The following is a 21,831-nucleotide window of genomic DNA, read 5'->3' as shown; positions in this document are numbered from 1 at the left end:
ACCACCTTAGTTTAAATTATTTTACTGGTTAATTATAACACAAGATTTTAAAGAATTATTTGAATTATAGTGAAATTAACAATAGTGTCAAAAAACAAGTGATATAATAAAAAGGTAGCTTAAAGAGCAGAGAGCAAAGAATTGCGACCTTATATCTTAATGGGCAAGGATTGGGGCGACGGGGCGCTAAATGAATTTTGGGATTTCTAAATGAAGTATAAAATAATAAAGATTTTTAGGAGGGATACAGTGAGTGAGGTTAAAAAAATCGGTTTAATGACCAGTGGTGGAGATGCACCTGGAATGAACGCTGTTATTAGGGCTGTTACAAGAAGTGCAGTAGTGGAAAATATCGAAGTGTATGGGTTTTTGAGAGGATTTGCTGGTATTTTAGATAAAGAATATAAAAAACTAACATATTCAGATGTTGGTGGAATAATGGAAAGAGGGGGAACCATTTTAAGAACCTCTCGAGTACCAGAATTCAAAGTTCCTGAAGTTAGAAAAAAAGCTGCTGATATATTGAAGGATTTAGGTATAGATGTGTTAGTTATAATTGGGGGTAACGGGAGTCTTACTGGGGGAAAGTTGCTAGCAGAAGAACAAGGGATATCTGTAGTAGGCGTACCGGCTTCTATAGACAACGATATTGCATATACCGATATGAGCATAGGTGTTGATACCTGTCTTAACACAGTAGTTGATGCCATGCAAAAGTTAAAAGATACCGCTTCTTCCCACGAAAGGGCTTTTATCGTCGAAGTTATGGGAAGGACATCTGGATACATAGCGTTGATGTCAGGTCTTGCTATAGGTGCGGAAGCTATAATAATACCAGAAGTTCCCACCGATTACGATGCTTTAGCAGAAAAAATGTGGGATGAAAGAAAAAGGGGTAAGATTAATTCAATAGTCGTTGTTGCGGAGGGATCTGCCAGCGCCTATACAGTCGCCAGACATTTAGAAAATAGAATTGGTTTTGAAACGCGTATAACAATTTTAGGCCATATTCAAAGAGGGGGTTCTCCTACTGCATTCGATAGAATTTTGGCTTCGAGAATGGGGAACGAAGTAGTAAAATCAATTAAAGACGGAAATTTTAACGTGATGGTGGGCTTGAGTAAAAACGATTTAATAAGAACACCTCTTGAAAAAGTGCTTTCTGAAAATAATAAATTGGATATGGAGATTGTAAAGCTGGCAGGGATTTTATCCTAGGGCGTTCAAGGGGTAAACCCCTTGAAAATTCCCAAGGCATGGAATCTAAAAAAAAGATGTAATTTGGGAAGAAACACCCAAAAGTTACGCATCTTTAGGAGGATAGTTATGAACGAAAAAATAGAAAATAAAAAGACGAGAATCGTTTGCACAATTGGTCCAGCTACACAAGATGAAACGATGATAAAAAAATTGATAAATGCAGGAATGAATGTAGCAAGATTGAATACTTCTCACGATACCATTGCTGATCATGAGAAAAGAGTAAATTTAATAAAGAAGATACGAAAAGATTTGAACATACCTTTTGCCATTTTACTCGATTTAGAAGGTCCTAAGATTCGTACGGGCAAATTTGAGACGGATCAAGTAATGTTGGAAGAGGGACAGAAATTTATTTTGACTATCGAGGAGATCGTTGGCAACAAAGAAAGGGTGAGTATAAATTATCGAGAATTACCTAAAGAAGTTAAAAAAGGAGATTTTATTCTTCTTGATGATGGAAAAATTCGACTTGTAGTCGTTAGCAGTAACGAAAAAGAAATTGTTACGAAGGTTGTAACCGGTGGCAGTATCACTCACAGAAGAGGGATAAATGTTCCCGGAATAGATATCAGTTTGCCTCCTTTAACAGAAAAAGATATGGAGTATTTGAACAAAGCTGTAGAATGGAACGTAGATTATATAGCTCAATCTTTTGTTAGAAAAGCTGAAGATATCACTAGAACTAGGAGAATTTTAACGGAATTAGGTATGCCCGATCTCCCCATTATCGCTAAAATCGAAACATTACAAGCTCTAGACAACCTTGAATCGATCATTGAAGAAGCTGATGGGGTTATGGTTGCAAGAGGAGATCTGGGTGTTGAAGCACCTGTTGAACAAATACCTTTACTTCAAAAGAGGATAATAGAGATTGCAAACACCATGGCAAAGCCTGCTATAACTGCAACTCAAATGCTTGAAAGTATGGTTAATAATCCATTCCCTACAAGAGCAGAGGCTACAGATATAGCTAATGCCATATTAGATGGAACCGACGCAGTTATGTTGTCTGAAGAAACGTCGATTGGCAAATACCCTGAACAAGCTGTCAAAGTAATGGCTAATGTAGCTAAAGAAACTGAAAAAATACTAGAAGAGTACTATTATAAATTTGATTATTCAACATATGGTGGTGGAGATCCCGCTACCAATTCGATAACGATGTCTGCAATAAAAATTGCCGAGCAATTAGGGATTGAAGTTATAGTTGCAACCACTTATAGTGGTTATACCGCAAGAGCTTTGTCTAGGTTCAGAAGAAATATTAAAATAGTTGCCGCATCACCAAGAATAACTACTTATCATCGATTGGCATTGGTATGGGGAGTTACCCCTGTTATTATGCAGAAATTTACCGATACAGATAATATGTTGGAGAGCGTTAGCAATATCGTGAAATCTTTAGATTTTGCTGTATCAGGAGAAAATATCATCGTAACGGCTGGGATTCCCTATGGTTTCTCTAGTAAAACCAATCTCTTAAAGGTTCACGAGATATGATATAATTGACTTATTGGTAAAAATTTATTTTTGAGGTGATTTTTATGAATAAAACCGATGAATTAACGCCAAAGAAAATTGTCGAAAAATTGGATAATTATATAATCGGTCAAAAGGAAGCAAAAAAACAAGTTGCTATCGCATTGAGAAACAGGATTAGACGGCTGGCACTACAAGAAGATGTTAGAAAAGACGTAATACCAAAAAATATTTTGATGATAGGATCCACCGGCGTTGGAAAGACTGAGATTGCTAGAAGATTAGCAGAGGTTGCCAATGCACCCTTTGTGAAGGTTGAAGCTACAAGGTTTACCGAAGTTGGATATGTTGGGAAAAATGTTGAAAGTATGGTCAGAGAATTGGTTGATTCTTCAGTCAACATGGTTAAAAAGGAAATGATGGAAGAAGTTAAAGATAAAGCTCAAAGGCTCGTAGAAGAAAGAATAGTAGAAGTACTCGTGCCTTCAAAGAAAAGAGCAAAAGCTCAGCCCTCATTTATGGATGTGATGCAACTTTTCAATCAAAACGCTGAATATTCCCAAAATAAGGACTACGATGAAAATGAAGACGAAAATATAAGAAGAAGAAGAGAGGAATTATTGGAAAAATTAAGAAAGGGCGAATTAGAGGATGTAGAAATAGAAGTAGAAGTCGAGGAACAATCTTCTCCAATGTTTGCTGGATTAGGACCAGAATTAGAAGACATGGGTATACAATTTGGAGAAATGTTTCAAAATCTTATGCCTAAGAAGAAAAAAAGAAGGCGAATGAAGATTTCTGAAGCGAGGAAGGTTTTGGAACCTATCGAATCGGAAAAGTTGATCGATCAAGATAAATTAATTCAAGAAGGTTTAAGTAGAGCCGAAAATAGAGGCATAATTTTCATTGATGAGATCGATAAAATTACATCCAAAGGTGTTTCTTCAGGACCCGATGTATCCAGAGAAGGTGTTCAAAGAGATTTGTTGCCGATAGTTGAAGGTACAACCGTTATGACAAAGTATGGTTCCATTAGTACTGATTATATATTGTTTATTGCTGCTGGTGCATTCAGTGAAGCTAAACCTTCGGATCTGATTCCTGAGCTGCAGGGTAGATTCCCTATCAGAGCAGAATTATCAGATTTGACTAAAGAAGACTTTATTAGAATACTAACCCAGCCAAAGAATGCAATATTAAAACAGTATCAATACTTGCTGCAAACCGATGGAGTGAGAATTGAATTCACTGAAGATGGCGTTGAAAGAATGGCAAATATAGCCTTTGAGCTCAATGAAAAAGTCGAAAATATTGGAGCAAGAAGACTTTACACTGTAGTCGAAAAAGTTCTTGAAGAGGTTTCTTTTGAAGCCCCCGCATCAGGAGAATGGGAATTGAAAATTGATAGCAATTATGTAGATCTAAGACTTGGTAAAGTATATGGTGATGAAGATCTTAGAGAATATATCCTTTGATGGACGGTAGTGAGCTAATAAATTGTATATTTCAATAATATTTTTTGGAAGTGAGGATATATGCGATTAAATGGTTCCAAACTAATAATCATAATAGGTTGTGGAAGATTAGGGTCTGAACTAGCTTTACAGTTGAGTAAATCTTATAATGTTGTGGTTCTTGATAAAGAAGAATCCTCTTTTGAAAGATTATCGAAAAGAAATTTTACTGGTTTCACAAGAGTGATTGACACAAGTGATATGGCTGCATTAAAGGATGTGAATATTGAAAAAGCTCACATGGTTTATATTGTCACTCCCGATGACAATTTAAATTTTATGTTGGCTTATGGAATTAAAAAATTAAATTCGGGAGTAAGAATAGCCGCAAGGGTGAACGATCCTTTAAAAAAATCAATTTTTATTAAGGCAGGATTGAATTTATTTTGTCCCATTGAGGATTCAGTAATGGATTTAGTTGAGGAATTGGAGAAGGAAGTAGTTAAGTATGAGTAGAATTTTTTATATCATAGAGGGAAAGATATTAGCCTATTCTTTAGCTAAAAAATTACTCTTATTGGGTAATCAGGTTTACTATGTGAGTCAAAATAAGGAAAATTTGGAGATTTTAGATGGATTAAAGGTAAATTTTCCGGCTCTTGAGCTCGTCAAGCAAGATCCCACCGATATCAAATGGATAGAAAATTTGGATCTAAATAAAAAAGTAGAAGCCTTAATAATAATCTCTGAGGATGACGCATTGAATTTTGTTGTATCTTGGCTGTTGAGAGAATATTATGAAGATATAAAGATAATCTCTCTAGTCAATGCAACAGAAAACGAAACTATTTTCAAAGGTATTAATGTCGAAACTCTAGTTCCAATTTCTTGGATGCAAAAAATAATAGAATCTTCTTTGATTCATGAAGATATTACCGATTTTTTCAATCCCTATGTGGAGAAGTTATCCATTTTGGAACTCACTATACTTGAAGATGATAAAGCGGTAAATAAAAAACTGAAAGAATTAAATATACCTCAGAATTCAATAATTGGAGTTTTGATAAGAGAAGACGGAGATATAATGGTTCCTCAAGGTGAAACAATTATTTATAAAGGAGATAGATTGATCGTTCTGGCTTTAAAAGAACAAGCTGACGATGTTATAGAAACGTTAAAATAGAGGTGATCAAGTGCCTTCTTACACATATTTTTTAAAATTAAGGTATAAAGCTATTTTTAGAAATACAGGAAATATTATAATAGGTCTTTCAGTTTTGATACTTTTAGTGGGTTCTACGGCTTTTATTTATGATTCATTTAAAGATTTTCTACCATTTTTGATTACGGGGATATTGTCCTTTCTTAGCGGTGGAATGTTTCGCGTCATTGGAAGTGGAGAAAAAAGAAAAGAATTAAATACACAGGATGCTGTCGTCACAGTTTTTTTTGTTTGGACACTCGCAATATTCCTTTCTTCTCTGCCTTTTATTTTTTCTGGTGAATTGAATTTTTCACAAGCGGTTTTCGAATCCACAAGTGGCTGGACAACGACGGGGCTTTCGATGTTTTCTGATGTGGAAGTACTACCCCGGTCTATTTTAATATGGCGCTCGGTGATGCAATTTATTGGTGGAGCTGGTTTTGCTATAATTACTGTAATCATAGCTGGTACTATGGGGGTTGGCATATATCAAGCAGAAGGAAGAAGTGATAATTTAGTTCCAAATTTGAGGGAATCAGCTAGGATTATTCTTAGAATCTATTTAAGTTGGGCGGTTATAGGTGTTCTGCTTTTGATGTTTGTAGGGAAACTCTCTTTTTTTGACGCCTTTAACCATACATTAACCGGCTTGGCTACAGGAGGATTTTCTACAAAAAATTTTAGTATAGGTTCTTTTGGTAGCTTGAAGGTAGAAATAATTATCATGTTGCTTATGATTATGGGCGGAACCGGGTTTGGAGTCCATTATGCTGGTTTATTAATGATTAGAAATTTTATTAGGAATCGCAGAGACTATCGGTCCAAAAAAATTTCTTTACTTGAATTAAGAGAAAAAATTAAATCTGAGCCTTTTTTAAAAAATCCCGAAATTAAGACCATGTTCATAATTTTAGTTATTTCCTTTTTGCTGCTTTTTGCTTTTACAACAGTTGAAATTTACGGAGTTGGAAATGGTTTAGTTCATTCTGCGTTTCAGAGTATTTCAGCTTTAACAGGTACGGGTTTTTCTACCGTAGCTTTTTCAAACTGGAATTATTTCGGATTGTTAATTTTGACAATATTGATGATCTTAGGCGGAATGATGGATTCCACATCAGGCGGTTTAAAATTATTCAGGGTATATATCGCTTTCAAATTGATAATTAACCAGATCAAAGAATTTTTTAAACCCTCTGGAACCACTTTTTACATAGAAGTATATAAAGGGGTATCAAGAAAGAAAATTGATCTTAACTCAATAAAAAATGTATTAGTAGTCTTTACAATGTATTTTATCACTTATTTTATTGGCGTTTTTATATTGTTGGCTTATGGGTATCCGCTTCATAACGCGTTGTTTGAGTATGCTTCGACTTTATCTGCTGTTGGACTTTCTACAGGTATTACTTCTAATCAAGCTCCCGTAGGAGTGATTTGGACTCAAACATTAGGAATGTATTTAGGGCGTCTGGAATTTTTCGTCATTATAAATGCACTTATAAAATTGTTTAAAGATTTGAGAGATATTTTTTAAAAAATATGCTTTAATACTTGAACGATTTTTTTTTTTCATATTAAAAAAAACAAATTTAGGAAGATAAAAAATACCCGCCATCTTTAATTAGGCGGGTTTATTTTATCCTTTAACTGAGCCAGCAAGTAAACCTCTTACAAAATACCTTCCCAATATCATGTAAACGATGAGTGTAGGAAGGGCAGCTATTAAAGCTCCTGCCATTTGAACGTTCCATTGAACGACCTGACTGCCAGCCAAATTGACTAACGCCACCGTTATGGGCTGTTTCGTTGGGTCACTAGTTATCGTTACTGCAAATAAGAATTCATTCCATATGTTAGTGAACTGCCATATTATAACAACTACGAAACCAGGTATAGATATAGGTAAAAGAATCTTTGTATAGGATTGCCATATGTTTGCTCCATTCACTTTGTGTATTTACAGTGTCTTTGGAAGCTCTAAAACTTTCTTTTTTATTTGGGGTTGTTATAATAAGATATGTTTTTGGCATTGTTTAGCAAAAATTCATATGGAGAAGATACGATGTGTTCGATCGCAATTGAGGCTGCACCTGACAAAATAGCATCTTCTTTCTTTGTTGCGACTAAAATTTCTGGTATTTCATTGGAAAAGGTGTATTGTTCAACTATTTTTTTTATTTCTCTGATTACAGAGTTGCCTACTTTTAAAATTCTCCCTCCTAAAATTACTGCTTCGGGATCAATCGTATTTACCAGGTTCACTATTCCCAAAGCTAAAAATTTACTGATTTCATCAATTGCTTTTTTAATTTCATCAGACTTTTTTGATTCATTTAAAATTATCTCTAATGGTAAGTTAAATTCATCTGCTAACCTTGATAAACCTCCGAAACTTTCCAAAGGAATTAAATCTTTAGTTATGACTGTATGGCCTATTTCTCCAGCAGAATTAGAAGTTCCCGAATATAACTTTCCGTTTATTATAATTCCTGCGCCGATTCCGGAATCACCTACAATAAAAACATAATTGTTAAATTTTTTTCCATGTCCAAACCACTTTTCACCTAAAACGGCACCATTTGCATCATTTTCTAACCAAATTGTTTTTTCATAGTGTTCTTCTAGCTGCTCAACTAGCGGGTATTCTTTTAGTAATGGGAAAGGATGAACTGATCGTAAAATTCTTTTTTGACTGTCTATCAAACCCGGCATAGCAATACCCATCCCTTTAATCTTGTAGAAGTCGACTTTGGAGTTATTGATCAATTCATCAATTATTAAAATTAGGTTTTTTAAAACATCAGTGGGCCTTCCATATGAATTTATTTCTTTTTCAATACTATTAATTTTTTTACCCTTAATATTGAATATTCCTGCACGTACTATATTTACCCCGAATTCAATACCTATAACATAAAAAGCGTCTTCTTTGATTTTTATAAGTTTTCTTTTTCTACCTAATTTGCCATCTACAGTTCCAACTTCTTCTACTAAATCCTTGGAAATTAATTCTTTGACTATATTTGTTATAGTTGCGTTTGTAAGCCCTGTTATGTCTGATATTTCTGATCTTGTGCTTGTCCCTTTAGAATTCAATAATTCTACAACAACAGTCCTGTTCCGCTCTTTAACTAATTCTATATTGTATGTTTTATTTGTCATCAGTAAACCCCTTTGCATTTTATTTCTGCTTCACTTTCAATTTAAATACATTTTATTATAAATGTCAAGTTTGATTATGAGCGTTTATACTCAATTATTAGCATTTAAAAGCGATTATTTAGGAATATCTTAAGAAATCATACTTTTTTTATTTAAAAAAATTTGATCTATATATTTATAGTTTAATACTTGAACGAATATGAAGTTTTCATATGAAAACTTCATTAAATACTGTTCATTATGCAGTAATACCTAATGAAAATTTTAAAAAATTTAGATAATAAATTTGTTGAGGCTGTTTGAGTGGGAATTAGAAGTTAAGCTTACTTGTAGAAAAAGACTTTAAAGGTTGTACCTACCATCCATTTTGATTCAAATTCTATTTTATAATTTGCTAGTTCGCATAGATATTTAACCACCGCCAAACCCAACCCCGATCCTTTGGCGTGATTTTTTGCCTCGACCCCTCGATAGAATCTTTCAAAAATTCTTTTTTGTTCTTCTTCTCTTATACCTATTCCTTCATCTTTTATAATGAGTTGTTCATTTTGGAAATCAATGTATATATCAGAATTTTCGTAAGAATATTTAATCGCATTGGAAAGTAGATTTCTGAAGATTGTGTAGAGTACAAACTTGTCACCTTTTAAGGAGTGAATATGGCAGTTGAAGTGTAGCTTTACCGATTTTTCTTGTATTTTTTCGTAGAGATCAGTTACTACTTCATTGTATAGTGTACTTGGATTTATTACTTCTTTTTTTAATTCGTATTCTCCAAATTCTGCTTTCGAAAGAAGAGTTAGTTGAGAAATTATATTTTCTATTCTGTCAAGAGATTCTTCGATTTTGGTAACTTGTTTTATAAATTGATTATCTTTCATGAAGTCTTTGAGAATTTGAGTATTTCCTTTTGCTATAGTGAGGGGAGTTCTGAGTTCGTGGGACACAGAAGTTATGAAATCCTCTTTCACTTTTTTTAGTAATTCAAATTCTGTTTTGTCCTGTAATATTAAAAGTTGATATTTTTGTTTGAATGTGAGTTTGCAAAACTTGCTGTATCCTTCAAAGAAATATATATTTGTTTCTATTTCAAAGTCCTCATTATTCAATATATGCTTTGCAAGCTGATCGATTTCATTGAAACTTATGGTGTTCAATAATTCTTTGTTTGCTCCTAATCCCCAAGCTTTGGCCGTGGTATTTGCGTTAAGTATAGTTGTTTTGTTTTCTAACTGTAATACCGCGTCTTCTAAAGAGTCAAATATTTGAAAATCAAACGAACTGGTATTTTTCATATTTTATTTTCACCGTTGTTATCTACTGCATAAGCGTTTTTGTTGAACTTGTATCCTACGTTTCTAATAGTTTTTATCCATTCTTTCCCTATCTTTGATCTGATCATGCTTATATGTACGTCGATGACCCGGTCTGTAATAAATTCATCTCCAAACCAAATCTTGTCGATAATTTCTTCTCTGGTGTAAACTTTTTCTGAATTCCTTGCTAATAGATCAAGTATTTCAAACTCTTTTGAGGTCAATTCAATATTTTTACCTTTGTAAGTTACTAAATAATTGTTTGAGTATATTTCCATTGGTCCAAAAATCATTTTACTTTCGGATTTTTTTAGTCTTTTTAATAAAGCCCTCACCCTTGCTGTAACTTCTCTGGGATTGAAGGGTTTAGTGATATAGTCATCTGCTCCTGATTCAATTCCCAAGATTTTTTCTCCATCTGTATTTTTTGCAGAAATGATTATTATACCTATTTCTCTATTCAAAGCCCGAACTTTTGGTAACTCATCAACTGCGTTACCATCGGGTAGCATTAAATCTAGTAAGATTATATCGATGTTTGATTCTTTGTTTAAAACATTTCTCATTTGTGATAAGGTACCGGCTTCGAAGATTTGTAAATCTTCTAAACGAAGATAAGTTTTTAATATATCTCTTATGTCTTCATCGTCTTCAACAATTAATACTTTAGGCATGAAAAAGCCTCCATTTATAGATACTCTTCGATTTCCTTGCCTGTTTCTATGTAAACTATTTCTTCGCAAAGGTTTGTTGCGTGATCAGCGATCCTCTCTATGTCTCTAGCCAACAATATATAAGGTATGATAAGTTCTTTGTTGAATGATTCATCCTCCAATTTTTGCACAGCTATTTTTCGAATTTGTCTTTCTAGGTCGTCTACTTCGTCGTCTCTTTTCCATATTTTAACTGCTTGTTGAATGTTTTTTTCTCCAAAGGCTTTATACGAGTCCTTTATCATTTCTAAAGATATACCGAACATCTTTTTTATTTCTTTATTATTTACAATGTCCTTTAAATCAACATGGGCATAGGTTTCAGTTTTTTCTGCAATATTGCATGAAAGGTCTCCTATCCTTTCAAGATTGTTTGCAAACTTTATCATTGTTACTGCGTATCTCAAATCCTTAGCTAAAGGTCGATACCTTGCTACAATTTGATATACTGATTCTTCAATTTGGCGGTTTAATTCGTCTATTTGATCATCCGCTTTTAAGACTTTTTCGGCTAATTCAAGGTTTTTATCTTCTAGCGATTTAATAGAATTTTCAAAGGATCTTAAAACTACAGTTAAAAGCTTGGATATTTCGCTTGTTAATCGTGTCATTTCAGTTTCAAAATGTGTGTAATCCATTTATTCCACTCCCTATTTTCCTTATATACTTTCTTTTGTTTGCTTGTTTATTAAAGTTTTAGCTAATTCTACCATTTAAATAATCTTCTGTCAATTGTTCTTTAGGGTTTTTTATAATGTCTTCTGTTTTTCCAGATTCGATAAGCTCTCCTTGAAACATAAAATACATATAATCTGATATTCTAATGGCTTGAGCTAGGTTATGTGTAACAATGATTATAGTGTAATTTTCCGACAGGTGTTCAATTAAATTCTCAATTTTTTGCGTTGCTATAGGATCTAGGGCAGATGTAGGCTCGTCCAATAAGATTATTTCAGGATCAATGGCGATAGCCCTAGCAATACACAAACGTTGTTGTTGTCCACCAGAAAGTGAGTTCGCTGGTTTGTCGAGGTCGTCTTTTACTTCTTCCCATAAAGCTGCTCTTTTTAGTGCTGCTTCGATGATTTCATCCATTTTTCTACTATTTCTTGGTGTGTGTAATTTTATTCCAAAGGCAATGTTTTCATAAATAGACATCGGAAAAGGAACAGGTTTTTGAAAAACCATTCCAATTTTTTTTCGAAGCGTTGATAAATCAATGTTATTTTCGTATACATTTTTCCCCTCAAATATTATTTCTCCGCTTGTCCTATAGCCTGGAATTTCATCGTTGATTCTATTAATACTTCTCAACAACGTTGATTTTCCACAACCCGAAGGTCCTATTATTGCGCTGACTCTTTTCTTTTTGATTTCCATATTTATATCTTTTAAGGCTTGTTTTTGATCGTACCAACCATTAAAATTTTTGATTTCTATCACAATTTCTTTTTCTGTATTCAACTTTTTTGTTTTCCTCCTCTTATTTTAAAGGCTATAGAGTATATTACTAAAATAAGTAATATTAAGAATGCGGAAGTTGCTTTTGCCATCCATTGAGCACTCTCACCATAAGCCATGGTTATAAAATATATATGAGTTGGGAGAGTCATAACGGGATCGAGTAAAGAGTTTGGTAACTTAGTTGAATAGAAAACTGCTCCAGTCAATAAGACAGGAGCGGTTTCTCCGATAACTCTTCCTGCACCAATTAATATTGCTGTTATTATTCTATTTTTTGCTGCAGGAAATAGTATTTTGTAAATAGTTTCAGTTTTTTTTGCTCCTAATGCATAGGCTGATTCCCTTAGTTCCCTTGGTAGAGAGGCAAGGGCTTCTTTTACTGATGATGATATTACTGGTAAAGTCATTATCGCCAAAGTTAAACTTCCACTAAGAAGCGACGTCCCAAATCCAAGAGTTATTGAAAAGAGTGCTAATCCAAACAATCCATAGACAACAGAAGGAACACCGGACAACGAGGTTACGGATACGTCAATTATTCTTCCTAATCTTGATTTTTGGCCGTATTCAGATAGGAATGTACCAGTGAGAACTCCTATTGGTATTGAAAATAACAGGATAAAAAAAATCATCAATAGACTTCCCAATATAGCTGGTCCAATTCCTCCTGCAGTCATACCTTGGCTGGGGTACTCTACAAAAAAAGAAGGAGTAAAATATCTTGCACCATCTACTATTACTATTATGATTATTGACAATATTATGCCAAAGGCGATATAACTTATAATTCTGAAAATGAGTGATATAATAGAATCTATTCCAGTTTGCTGTTTCAACTTTTCCAACTCCTCGTTATTCTCCTAGATATCATCGTAAGAATAAAAGATATCGTTAACAAAATTAAACCCGCTGTAAACAACGCAGAGTAGTGAGTACTTCCTATCGGTACTTCCCCCATCTCGCTTGCAATAGTAGCGGTCAAAGGTCTAACCGGATCCCAAATTGATCTAGGAATTATGGCAGCTCCACCCGAAACCATCAATACAACAATAGTTTCTCCTATGATTCTATTTATAGTTAGAATTATTGAATTCAAAATTCCTGATAGGGCTGCTTTGCTTACTATTCTAAATCCGGCAGTGAACCTACTTGCTCCTAAGGCTAAGGCGCTTTCTTTTAAACTGATGTCAACAGATGATAATGCTTCCTGCATGAGAGATGCAGCGTATGGCAGAGATAAAATTGATAATCCAATAGCTGCCAAAAGCAAATTACCTGCTGACCAAGCACCGAAATTCATCAGGATAGGTGAAATATAAATGAATAAGAATGAACCTATTATAACAGTTGGGATCCCGGATAACAAATCTATCGCTGATTTTATAATTCTTTGCTCCCTGTTCGTGGCATAGTCATACAAGAAAAAGGCAATTATATACCCTACGGGTATAACTATAATAGAGGCAAATCCTGTTAGTATGAAAGAACCTACTATCATTGCTAACATTCCGTACTCTGGTGGATCATATGTTGGATACCAATATTTACTGGTAAAAATTTCAGCCCCAACTTCTGTCAGGGCTGGAAGTGATTCTCTTATGATAAAAATGAATAGACCAATTAATGCCAAAATTCCTACCATTGCAACAGCTGTGATTATACTTTGATTTGCGATATTTTTTAAATCTCGTCTATTCACGAATAAAGCACTCCTTCTAAAAGATAATCTTTTTAAAATCCGTATGCTGCAACGTAACCAGCTTGTTCAACTAACTCTTGACCTCTTTTTGATAGTCCAAATGTCAAATATTGTTTAACTGGACCAGTTTCTGGGTAACCGTTTGTAGCATCAACAAACATATACAATGGTCTTGAGATTGGATATACAGAATTTAAAATATTCAGTTTTGTTGGTTGTACACCTTCAACCGATAAAACTTTTACATCGTCAGTTACGTAACCTACACCTGTATAAGCTATAGCATACATGTTTTGTGCAACTGCTTGTATTTCCGCTTGGGTAGATTCTAACATCTGAACTGTTGGAGTCATCCTTTTACCCTCTAAAACTTTTTCCACAAATGTTTCATAGGTTCCTGAGGCTGTGTTTCTTGAATATACAACTATTCTTTGACCTGGTAAATTAGGGCTCAATTGGTTCCATCGTGTGATTTCACCAGTGTAAATTTTTGCCAATTCTTCTATAGTGATATCATCAATTCCAAGATTCGGATTAACTATTACTGCTATTCCATCGTATCCTAAAACAACGGGAATGAAGTACTTACCTTCTTCATGCATCTGCTCTAATTCAGAATCTTTAAGCCATCTACTTGAGTTTGCAATGTCTGTTGTTCCGTTGAATAAAGCAGCAATACCGGTTGAAGAGCCAGCACCTTCCAATGTGATTGTTAAATCGGGATACATATCTTTTAACTCTTCAATCCAAAGTTGAGCTACTGGAAAGATCGTGTTTGAACCTTTTAGAACAAGTGTTTCTGCAAAACTGAAAAGAGCTATACCAACTAAAACAAACGTTAATAATACTTTCTTCACAATATTTCCCTCCTTAATTTATGTTTTCGATGTTATTATAACAATCTTTTTTTTAGGTAAAATCAAGTGATATTAAGAAATATTAAGGAGGTACTTTCATTGATATTTAACCATAATTGATGAACCTAAAAATAAAAATGCTATTACAATTTGATAAATTTTTTAAGCTTCTATCCTTTTCTAAATTTCTAGAATTTGTGCTATAATTGTATTGTAATGTCTCTAAATAAACTAAGTAATTATTTTTAAGAATCGTTAAGAGGTGTTTGATTATGTTGATTGAATCGAAAAGTTATGAGAAAGAAGTAGAAAAGCTATTAAATGTGAAGCTTACTAAAAAAGAAAAAGAAAGAATAAAAACTGCCTATGAATTGGCTGAAACATCTCATAGTGGTCAATTTAGGGATTCTGGTGAGGAATTTTTTGAGCATCCAAAAAGTGTTGGATTGATACTCGCAGGTTTAAAAATGGATGTGGATACTATTATAGCGGGTCTTTTGCACGATGTAGTTGAAGATTGTGGTGTTTCAATAGATAAAATAAAAGAACTTTTTGGGATCGATGTTGCTAATATAGTTTCAGGTGTCACTAAGATTAGCAATTTAAAGCTCAATGAGCGGCTAAACGAAAATGACATGAAATCTTTAGAGAAAGTGGAAACTATCAGAAAGATGCTTTTTGCTATGTCCGAGGATATAAGAGTCATAATCGTTAAATTGGCAGATAGATTACATAACATGAGAACTTTAGAATTCGTCGATAGAAAAAAGCAGATTGCCAAGGCCGACGAAACTTTAAAAATATACGCACCTATTGCCCATAGATTGGGTATCTATAAGATGAAGGAAGAGTTGGAAGATTTGTCTTTTCGGTATTTGTATCCTGAGACATATTTTGATCTAAAGACTAAAATCGAGGAAAAAATAAGACTTGGGCAAAATCGATTGAACGAATACGCGCAGATTATTAAACAAGAGCTTGATAATCAGAAAATTAAAGCGACGGTTGAAGGTCGCTCTAAGCATTTATATAGTATATGGGATAAGATGATTCGAAAAGGAAAAACTTTAGATGAAATATATGACTACATAGCTCTTAGGATAATTACTGAAGATCAGAATAAATGTTATGCTGTGTTGGGAATAATTCATTCTATTTGGTCCCCTGTTCCAGGTAGAATAAAAGATTACATTGCAACCCCTAAATTCAATGGTTATAAATCGCTGCATACCACCGTTATAACCCATAAAGGAGATCCTTTGGAAATTCAAATTCGAGATTGGGAAATGCATGAAGAAGCTGAATACGGCTTAGCTGCCCATTGGGTCTATAAAGAGGGTGTTAGTCAGGAAAAGTTGAAATTTTTAACTGATCTTATGGAATTACATAGGTATATTGCTCAAAATGCTTTTGAATTGAAAGATATCGAAACGAATCTTCTTTCAAAAGAAACTTTTGTATTTACACCAAAGGGAGAAATAATCCATTTACCAAGAGGAGCAACACCTATTGATTTTGCTTTTGCTATTCATACTGAGGTTGGCAATCATTTTTCTGGAGCGAAAGTCAACGGTAAATTAGTCCCTATTTCTTACAAATTACAGACTGGGGACATAGTAGAGATATTGATCAATAGGAATTTTCAAGGACCTAGTATTGATTGGTTAAAATATGCTCATTCTCCCAAGACTATATCAAAGATAAAAAAATATTACAGGCAAAAAAACGAAGTGGAGTTAATAGAAAGAGGCAAAGACAAGTTTAGAGAGCTGTCTAAAAAACTTAATTTTTCTATGGATGAAATTCTTGAGAAATTGAAAGAAATAGGATTTTATATTAAATACAATATAAAAAGTGACGACGAATTTTTCATTAAGTTATCTTTAGAAGATATCAGTATTAATACTATTAGAAATATTTTTACCCTTAATGAAAAAGAAGAGGAAACAATCACTACGGTCGAAAAAACTAACTCAAGTAGGAAAGGGATCTCCGTTCTTGTTGATGGTGAAGAAGGAGTCGAAAGTTATTTTGCTAAATGTTGTATGCCTGTTCCAGGTGATGAAATTATTGGTGTGATAACCCGTAGAGGCATCGGCATACATAGAAAAGATTGTAATAATATTCAGGATATTGATGATAGTAAGAAGGTAAATGTTGAGTGGAACGAACTCAATCAAAACAAATTTTCTACGGTATTAATGATTGATGTGGAAAGTAAAAATGTTTTAAATAACGTTAGAAATGTTATAAATAATGAAGGTGGACATATTGAAAAATTCGAAATGACAAATAATTCTAATTATCTTAATATTAGGATATATTTAGCTGTTCAGAATTTAAAGCATCTGAGTCTTTTGAGTAATAAATTGAAAAATTCTAAAGGTGTTTATTCTGTTAGGAGGGTATAATTTGAGGGCAGTGGTTCAAAGAGTATCACAAGCTTCCGTAACCATTTCTGATAACATTGTTGCTCAAATAGAAAAAGGTCTCCTGGTTTTCTTGGGCATTTCGAAAATTGATCAAGTATCAGATATTAGTTGGATGGCTGATAAGATTGTAAATCTTAGAATTTTTGAAGATGATCAAAATAAAATGAATAGATCTTTATTAGATATTATGGGGGATATGATCGTTGTCTCTCAATTCACTTTATATGGTGATTGTAGAAAAGGAAGGAGACCATCCTTCACTGATTCGGCAACTCCCGAGAAAGCTAAAGTTCTTTACGATAATTTTCTTTCCTACCTTAAAGAAAAATACCCTATAAACGTTCAACAAGGTGAGTTTCAAGCTCATATGAAAGTAAATATTGTCAACGATGGTCCAGTGACTTTACTTTTAGATTCTCAAAAGTTGTTTTGAATTTAATAAATATCTTTGATTGGAGGGATTTTATGAAAGAGTTAGAAGTTACCGTTTTTGTCTACAACGAAGATCCTTTTGAAGCACACATTTCAGCGGAAGGTGTAGAATCAGGAGTTAATCAATCTAATGTACATAAAATATATTTAGGTTATGAAAAACCTCAAAAAGGAGTCGTTGTTAAATTCAAACTACCTAACGGCGAGAAAAAATACATTAGGGGTGAATAGATGATTCTATTTCATTTAGAAAGAGTTAGTGAGAATACTCTCTAATTCATTTAAGAAGGGAGAAATGTTTTAGGTTGTGAAATAATTGTAGTATGCAATACACACTTGAGAATAGTTAAAAACCGCGTCAAACGAAAGAAAACACTTTAAGAGGGTTAAAGGAAAATAAGGAAAGAAAAAACTAAAATATTGGATAATTGCACAAAGCTAACTCAGAAAATAACCATTCAATTTGAGTACTTTTCTTGTAAGCTTCCTTGGAGTATGGAGGAAACTGTTTGATGCCTTTAAGAGCCTTAAAAACGATGACTTAGTCCAAATAAAAAGAACTAAACTCCTTGTTCTAATCGATCATATCGATTAGAACAAGGAATATTTAAATTCAGAAGGTTCTTTCATATAATCAGAGTAGACGAAATCGAAGTAGAGTTGATAAGAGTTACCGTATAATTACATTTGTACGACCTCCTTTTTCGACGATTTTTTAAAATCGAAAGAGGAGGGTTGGATAAGAAAAAACTTGATAGGCCTGGTTTATAACCGATCTCATCTAGCTTCATTTTCGTGTATTGAACGTTAAAAGACAGTTTGACTGGCGGTAGGGAGGAAGAAATTATGTTCAAGATTATTATAAAGCTTATTGGAATCAGATGGCCTCTTTTTATTACACTAATTTTATCTATCAATAAAAGAAATAAAAGGCTCAAAGCATTGGATAAGCTTGTGTGGAAAAAATCATCATTGCTTAAGCCGGAAGAAATGTTGAAAGAGCGTCCATTTGATCCATACTATTATCAAAGAGAAGAAGACAAAATGATTAGTGAAAGTTTGAATATTAAGGAAAATATACTCATAAAGGGACCTCCATTAAGTGGTAAAACTAGAGCAGCCTATCAAGCTCTGATTAATTTAAAGGCTCCATATAGTGTAATAATTGCAGGATGCAATGACATAGACAAGGAGATCTCACTCCCCCACTCTCTAGCGTTTTGGAGACCAAAAATTCTGTTTATTGATGATTTGCATAGATTTGTAGATCAAGAAAATTTTGAGCGTTTTTTTAGAATCTCAAAAAAGAACAATGTGTTTATTATTGCTACTTGTCGCTCAGGATTAGAAGAAAAAAAAGTAAAACAGAAGATGCTAAGTAAGAATATAAATTCAGAAACTATATTCGAGAGGGAGATAGAGCTTAACAAAATACCAACGGCGGAAGGGAAAAAGATTGCCTCTGAAGTTAATAAAAAGTGGGAGGAAATTAAATTTGATGGAACTATAGGATCTATTTTCATGCCTTTGGATAAGTTGGAAAAAAGATTTGAAACTTTTGAATCAGTTGAGAAGAATATTTTAAAAGCGCTAAAAAAGCTATACATATGTGGATGTTATAAAGGAAACTTGCTCTTTCCTCTAGAATGGGTGAAAATCGTCTCTAAAAAAGATGGTTTAAAAATAAAAGATTTTGAATGGACTGATCATATCAAGACTCTAGAAGAGAAAGGATTCGTTAAATTAATAAAAGATAATCAAATTTGGGTTGACGAGGCATATTTAGACTATGTAATTAAACTAGAAACAACAATAACAGAATTAAACGTATTTGAAATTATGGTCTCAGCTTTTTCAAAGGTTCCTGACGTATTATTTAAAATTAAAAACAGAGCACAGGAATTAGCTGATATTCAATTAGAAGAAGAAAAATCAAAGTATTTGAAAGTAGTAATCAAAACCTACAAAGAAACTCTTAAAGAATATACTCTTGAGCATTTTCCAGAAGAGTATGCAATGGTGCAGAAAAATCTTGGTGATACATACACCAAACTTGCTAAAATAGAAGCAACATCAGAGAATGGGGAGAATGCAATCAAAGCCTACGAAGAAACCCTTAAGGTGTATACTCTTGAGCGATTCCCAATAGATTATGCAATAGTACAAAAAAATCTTGGTGATGCATATACCAAGCTTGCCGGGCTTGAAAAGGCATCAGAGAATTGTAAGAATTCAATCAAATCCTACAAAAAAACCCTTAAGGTGTATACTCTTGAGCGATTCCCAATAGATTATGCAATAGTACAAAAAAACCTTGGCGATGCATACACCAGATTGGCAAAAACTGAAACGACATCAGAGAATTGCAAGAATGCAGTTAAAGCCTACGAAGAGGCACTTAAAGTGTATACTCTTGAGCGATTTCCAGAAGACTATGAAATGATTCAAATAAATCTTGTAGATGCATACACTAAGCTTGCTGGGGTAGAGGCAACAAAAGGGGATTGGGAGAATGTAATAAAAGCTTACGAGGAAGCTCTTAAAGTTCGGATTCTTAAACGGTTTCCAGAAGATTATGCAATCACGCAAAAAAATCTTGTGGATGCATACATCAAACTTGCTAAAATAGAAACAACATCAAGGAATTGGAAAAATGCAATCAAAGCTTATGAAGAAGCGTTGAAAGTTGGGATTCTTGAGCGATTCCCGGAGGAATATGCAATCACGCAAAAAAATCTTGTGGATGCATACATCAAACTTGCTAAAATAGAAACAACATCAAGGAATTGGAAAAATGCAATCAAAGCTTATGAAGGAGCCCTGAAAGTTGGGTTTCTTGAGCAATTTCCTGATGAACATGCAATCACACAAAAAAATCTTGGTGATGCATACAACAATCTTGCTAAAATACAAGCGACGTCGGGAACGTGGAAAAATTCAATTAAAGCCTATGAGGAAGCACTTAAGTTTTATACTCTTGAGCATTTTCCAGAAGAGTATGCAATAGTACAAAAAAACCTTGGGGATGCATACCTCAGTCTTGCTAAAATAAAAGTGGTAGCATCAGGGATGTGGGAGAATGCAATCAAAGCCTATGAAGAAGCACTGAAGGTTGAAATTCTAGAGCGCTTCCCAGAAGAGTATGCAATGGTGCAAAAAAATCTTGTGGATGCATACATTAAGCTTGCCTGGGTTGAGAGGGCATCAGAGGATTGGAAGAAAGTAATCAAAGCCTATGAAGGAGCCTTGAAAATAGGTATTCTTGAGCAATTCCCAAAAGATTATGCAATGGTTCAAAAAAACCTTGTCGATGCATACATCAAACTTGCTGGGATAGAGGCAACAAAAGGGAATTGGGAGAATACCATCAAAGCCTATGAAGAAGCACTGAAGGTTGAAATTCTAGAGCGCTTCCCAGAAGAGTATGCTGGGGTTCAAAAAAATCTTGTGGACGCGTACATCAAACTTGCTGGGATAGAGGCAACAAAAGGGAATTGGGAGGCTGCCATCAAAGCCTATGAAGAAGCACTGAAGGTTGAAATTCTAGAGCGCTTCCCAGAAGAGTATGCAATGGTGCAAAAAAATCTTGTGGATGCATACATCAAACTTGCTGGGATAGAGGCAACAAAAGGGAATTGGGAGAATGTAGTCAAAGCCTATAAGGAAGCGCTAAACGTAGGAATTCTTGAACAATTCCCAATAGATTATGCTGGGGTTCAAAAAAACCTTGGGGATGCATACATCAAACTTGCCTGGGTTGAGAGGGCATCAGAGGATTGGAAGAAAGTAATCAAAGCCTATGAAGAAGCGCTAAACGTAGGAATTCTTGAGCAATTCCCAAAAGATTATGCAATGGTTCAAAAAAATCTTGTGGATGCATACATCAAACTTGCTGGGATAGAGGCAACAAAAGGGAATTGGGAGAATACCATCAAAGCCTATGAAGAAGCACTGAAGGTTGAAATTCTAGAGCGCTTCCCAGAAGAGTATGCAGGGGTTCAAAAAAATCTTGTGGATGCATACATCAAACTTGCTGGGATAGAGGCAACAAAAGGGAATTGGGAGAATACCATCAAAGCCTATGAAGAAGCACTGAAGGTGTATACCCTTGAACGATTCCCAATAGATTATGCTGGGGTTCAAAAAAACCTTGGGGATGCATACTCCCACCTAGCTAAACTAGAAACGACATCAAGAAATTGGGAGAATGCAATCAAAGCCTATGAAGAAGCACTGAAGGTGTATACCCTTGAACGATTCCCAATAGATTATGCTGGGGTTCAAAAAAACCTTGGGGATGCATACTCCCACCTAGCTAAACTAGAAACGACATCAAGAAATTGGGAGAATGCAATC

Annotated in this window: 18 protein-coding genes and 1 pseudogene; 10 read left to right on the top strand and 9 right to left on the bottom strand. The window is 34.1% G+C overall.

From position 1 onward, the window contains the following. The first annotated feature begins 210 nt into the window (after window positions 1-210). From pfkA to X925_RS07365, 6 genes are all read left to right on the top strand, one after another. Window positions 211-1,218, top strand: coding sequence for a 6-phosphofructokinase (gene pfkA, locus X925_RS07390; protein WP_012209700.1), 1,008 nt, complete (start codon window positions 211-213; stop codon window positions 1,216-1,218). A 108-nt stretch (window positions 1,219-1,326) separates the two neighbouring features. Next, the gene (pyk, locus tag X925_RS07385; protein ID WP_121959588.1) at window positions 1,327-2,763 is read left to right on the top strand and encodes a pyruvate kinase; all 1,437 of its coding nucleotides are present in this window, start codon (window positions 1,327-1,329) and stop codon (window positions 2,761-2,763) included. 44 nt (window positions 2,764-2,807) lie between these two features. After that, complete coding sequence (hslU, locus tag X925_RS07380) at window positions 2,808-4,217, top strand: ATP-dependent protease ATPase subunit HslU (protein WP_121959587.1); 1,410 nt, start codon at window positions 2,808-2,810, stop codon at window positions 4,215-4,217. Between the two features lie 60 nt (window positions 4,218-4,277). Next, complete coding sequence (locus X925_RS07375; protein ID WP_103064811.1) at window positions 4,278-4,712, top strand: NAD(P)-binding protein; 435 nt, start codon at window positions 4,278-4,280, stop codon at window positions 4,710-4,712. Next, on the top strand, window positions 4,705-5,379 hold the full coding sequence (locus X925_RS07370) for a TrkA family potassium uptake protein (RefSeq protein WP_012209704.1): 675 nt from the start codon (window positions 4,705-4,707) through the stop codon (window positions 5,377-5,379). The genes X925_RS07375 and X925_RS07370 overlap by 8 nt, the downstream gene beginning before the upstream one ends. 10 nt (window positions 5,380-5,389) lie before the next feature. Next, window positions 5,390-6,934, top strand: coding sequence for a TrkH family potassium uptake protein (locus tag X925_RS07365; RefSeq protein WP_121959586.1), 1,545 nt, complete (start codon window positions 5,390-5,392; stop codon window positions 6,932-6,934). A 102-nt stretch (window positions 6,935-7,036) separates the two neighbouring features. Here X925_RS07365 and X925_RS07360 read toward each other — a convergent pair. The 9 genes and pseudogenes from X925_RS07360 to X925_RS07320 all read right to left on the bottom strand — a co-directional run. Then, window positions 7,037-7,348: pseudogene (locus X925_RS07360) on the bottom strand (carbohydrate ABC transporter permease); the annotation flags it as partial. Between the two features lie 44 nt (window positions 7,349-7,392). After that, the gene (locus X925_RS07355) at window positions 7,393-8,562 is read right to left on the bottom strand and encodes an ROK family transcriptional regulator (RefSeq protein ID WP_158245439.1); all 1,170 of its coding nucleotides are present in this window, start codon (window positions 8,560-8,562) and stop codon (window positions 7,393-7,395) included. A 323-nt stretch (window positions 8,563-8,885) separates the two neighbouring features. Beyond that, window positions 8,886-9,857 carry a HAMP domain-containing sensor histidine kinase gene (locus X925_RS07350; protein WP_012209710.1) on the bottom strand — a complete coding sequence of 324 codons (972 nt, stop codon included), beginning with the start codon at window positions 9,855-9,857 and terminating at the stop codon, window positions 8,886-8,888. Beyond that, a complete protein-coding gene (locus X925_RS07345) occupies window positions 9,854-10,552 on the bottom strand; it encodes a response regulator transcription factor (protein ID WP_012209711.1) in 699 nt (232 codons plus the stop codon). The genes X925_RS07350 and X925_RS07345 overlap by 4 nt, the downstream gene beginning before the upstream one ends. Before the next feature lie 14 nt (window positions 10,553-10,566). Then, window positions 10,567-11,229, bottom strand: a complete 663-nt coding sequence (phoU, locus tag X925_RS07340) for a phosphate signaling complex protein PhoU (protein ID WP_012209712.1) — start codon at window positions 11,227-11,229, stop codon at window positions 10,567-10,569. A gap of 58 nt (window positions 11,230-11,287) precedes the next feature. Continuing rightward, a complete protein-coding gene (gene pstB / locus X925_RS07335) occupies window positions 11,288-12,055 on the bottom strand; it encodes a phosphate ABC transporter ATP-binding protein PstB (RefSeq protein WP_121959584.1) in 768 nt (255 codons plus the stop codon). Then, window positions 12,052-12,900 carry a phosphate ABC transporter permease PstA gene (gene pstA, locus X925_RS07330; protein ID WP_012209714.1) on the bottom strand — a complete coding sequence of 283 codons (849 nt, stop codon included), beginning with the start codon at window positions 12,898-12,900 and terminating at the stop codon, window positions 12,052-12,054. Before pstA ends, pstB begins: the two co-directional genes overlap by 4 nt. Further along, the gene (gene pstC / locus X925_RS07325) at window positions 12,888-13,715 is read right to left on the bottom strand and encodes a phosphate ABC transporter permease subunit PstC (RefSeq protein WP_369973671.1); all 828 of its coding nucleotides are present in this window, start codon (window positions 13,713-13,715) and stop codon (window positions 12,888-12,890) included. Before pstC ends, pstA begins: the two co-directional genes overlap by 13 nt. Before the next feature lie 71 nt (window positions 13,716-13,786). Next, window positions 13,787-14,611, bottom strand: coding sequence for a phosphate ABC transporter substrate-binding protein PstS family protein (locus X925_RS07320; protein WP_012209716.1), 825 nt, complete (start codon window positions 14,609-14,611; stop codon window positions 13,787-13,789). Window positions 14,612-14,883: 272 nt separating this feature from the next. On the opposite strand from X925_RS07320, the gene X925_RS07315 reads away from it, so the two are divergent. The 4 genes from X925_RS07315 to X925_RS07300 form a co-directional block, all read left to right on the top strand. Continuing rightward, window positions 14,884-17,022 (top strand): bifunctional (p)ppGpp synthetase/guanosine-3',5'-bis(diphosphate) 3'-pyrophosphohydrolase, encoded by a 2,139-nt coding sequence (locus X925_RS07315; protein WP_121959583.1) that lies wholly within the window; start codon window positions 14,884-14,886, stop codon window positions 17,020-17,022. A gap of 1 nt (window position 17,023) precedes the next feature. Further along, on the top strand, window positions 17,024-17,476 hold the full coding sequence (gene dtd, locus X925_RS07310; protein ID WP_012209718.1) for a D-aminoacyl-tRNA deacylase: 453 nt from the start codon (window positions 17,024-17,026) through the stop codon (window positions 17,474-17,476). Between the two features lie 32 nt (window positions 17,477-17,508). Beyond that, window positions 17,509-17,706, top strand: coding sequence for a hypothetical protein (locus tag X925_RS07305; protein WP_121515461.1), 198 nt, complete (start codon window positions 17,509-17,511; stop codon window positions 17,704-17,706). A gap of 615 nt (window positions 17,707-18,321) precedes the next feature. Further along, on the top strand, window positions 18,322-21,831 hold a 3,510-nt coding region (locus tag X925_RS07300; protein WP_121959582.1), incomplete at its 3' end, for a tetratricopeptide repeat protein.

The sequence above is a fragment of the Petrotoga sp. 9T1HF07.CasAA.8.2 genome (genome assembly GCF_002895585.1).
GTDB lineage: Bacteria > Thermotogota > Thermotogae > Petrotogales > Petrotogaceae > Petrotoga > Petrotoga mobilis.
This window is presented reverse-complemented; position numbering and strand designations above follow the sequence as displayed.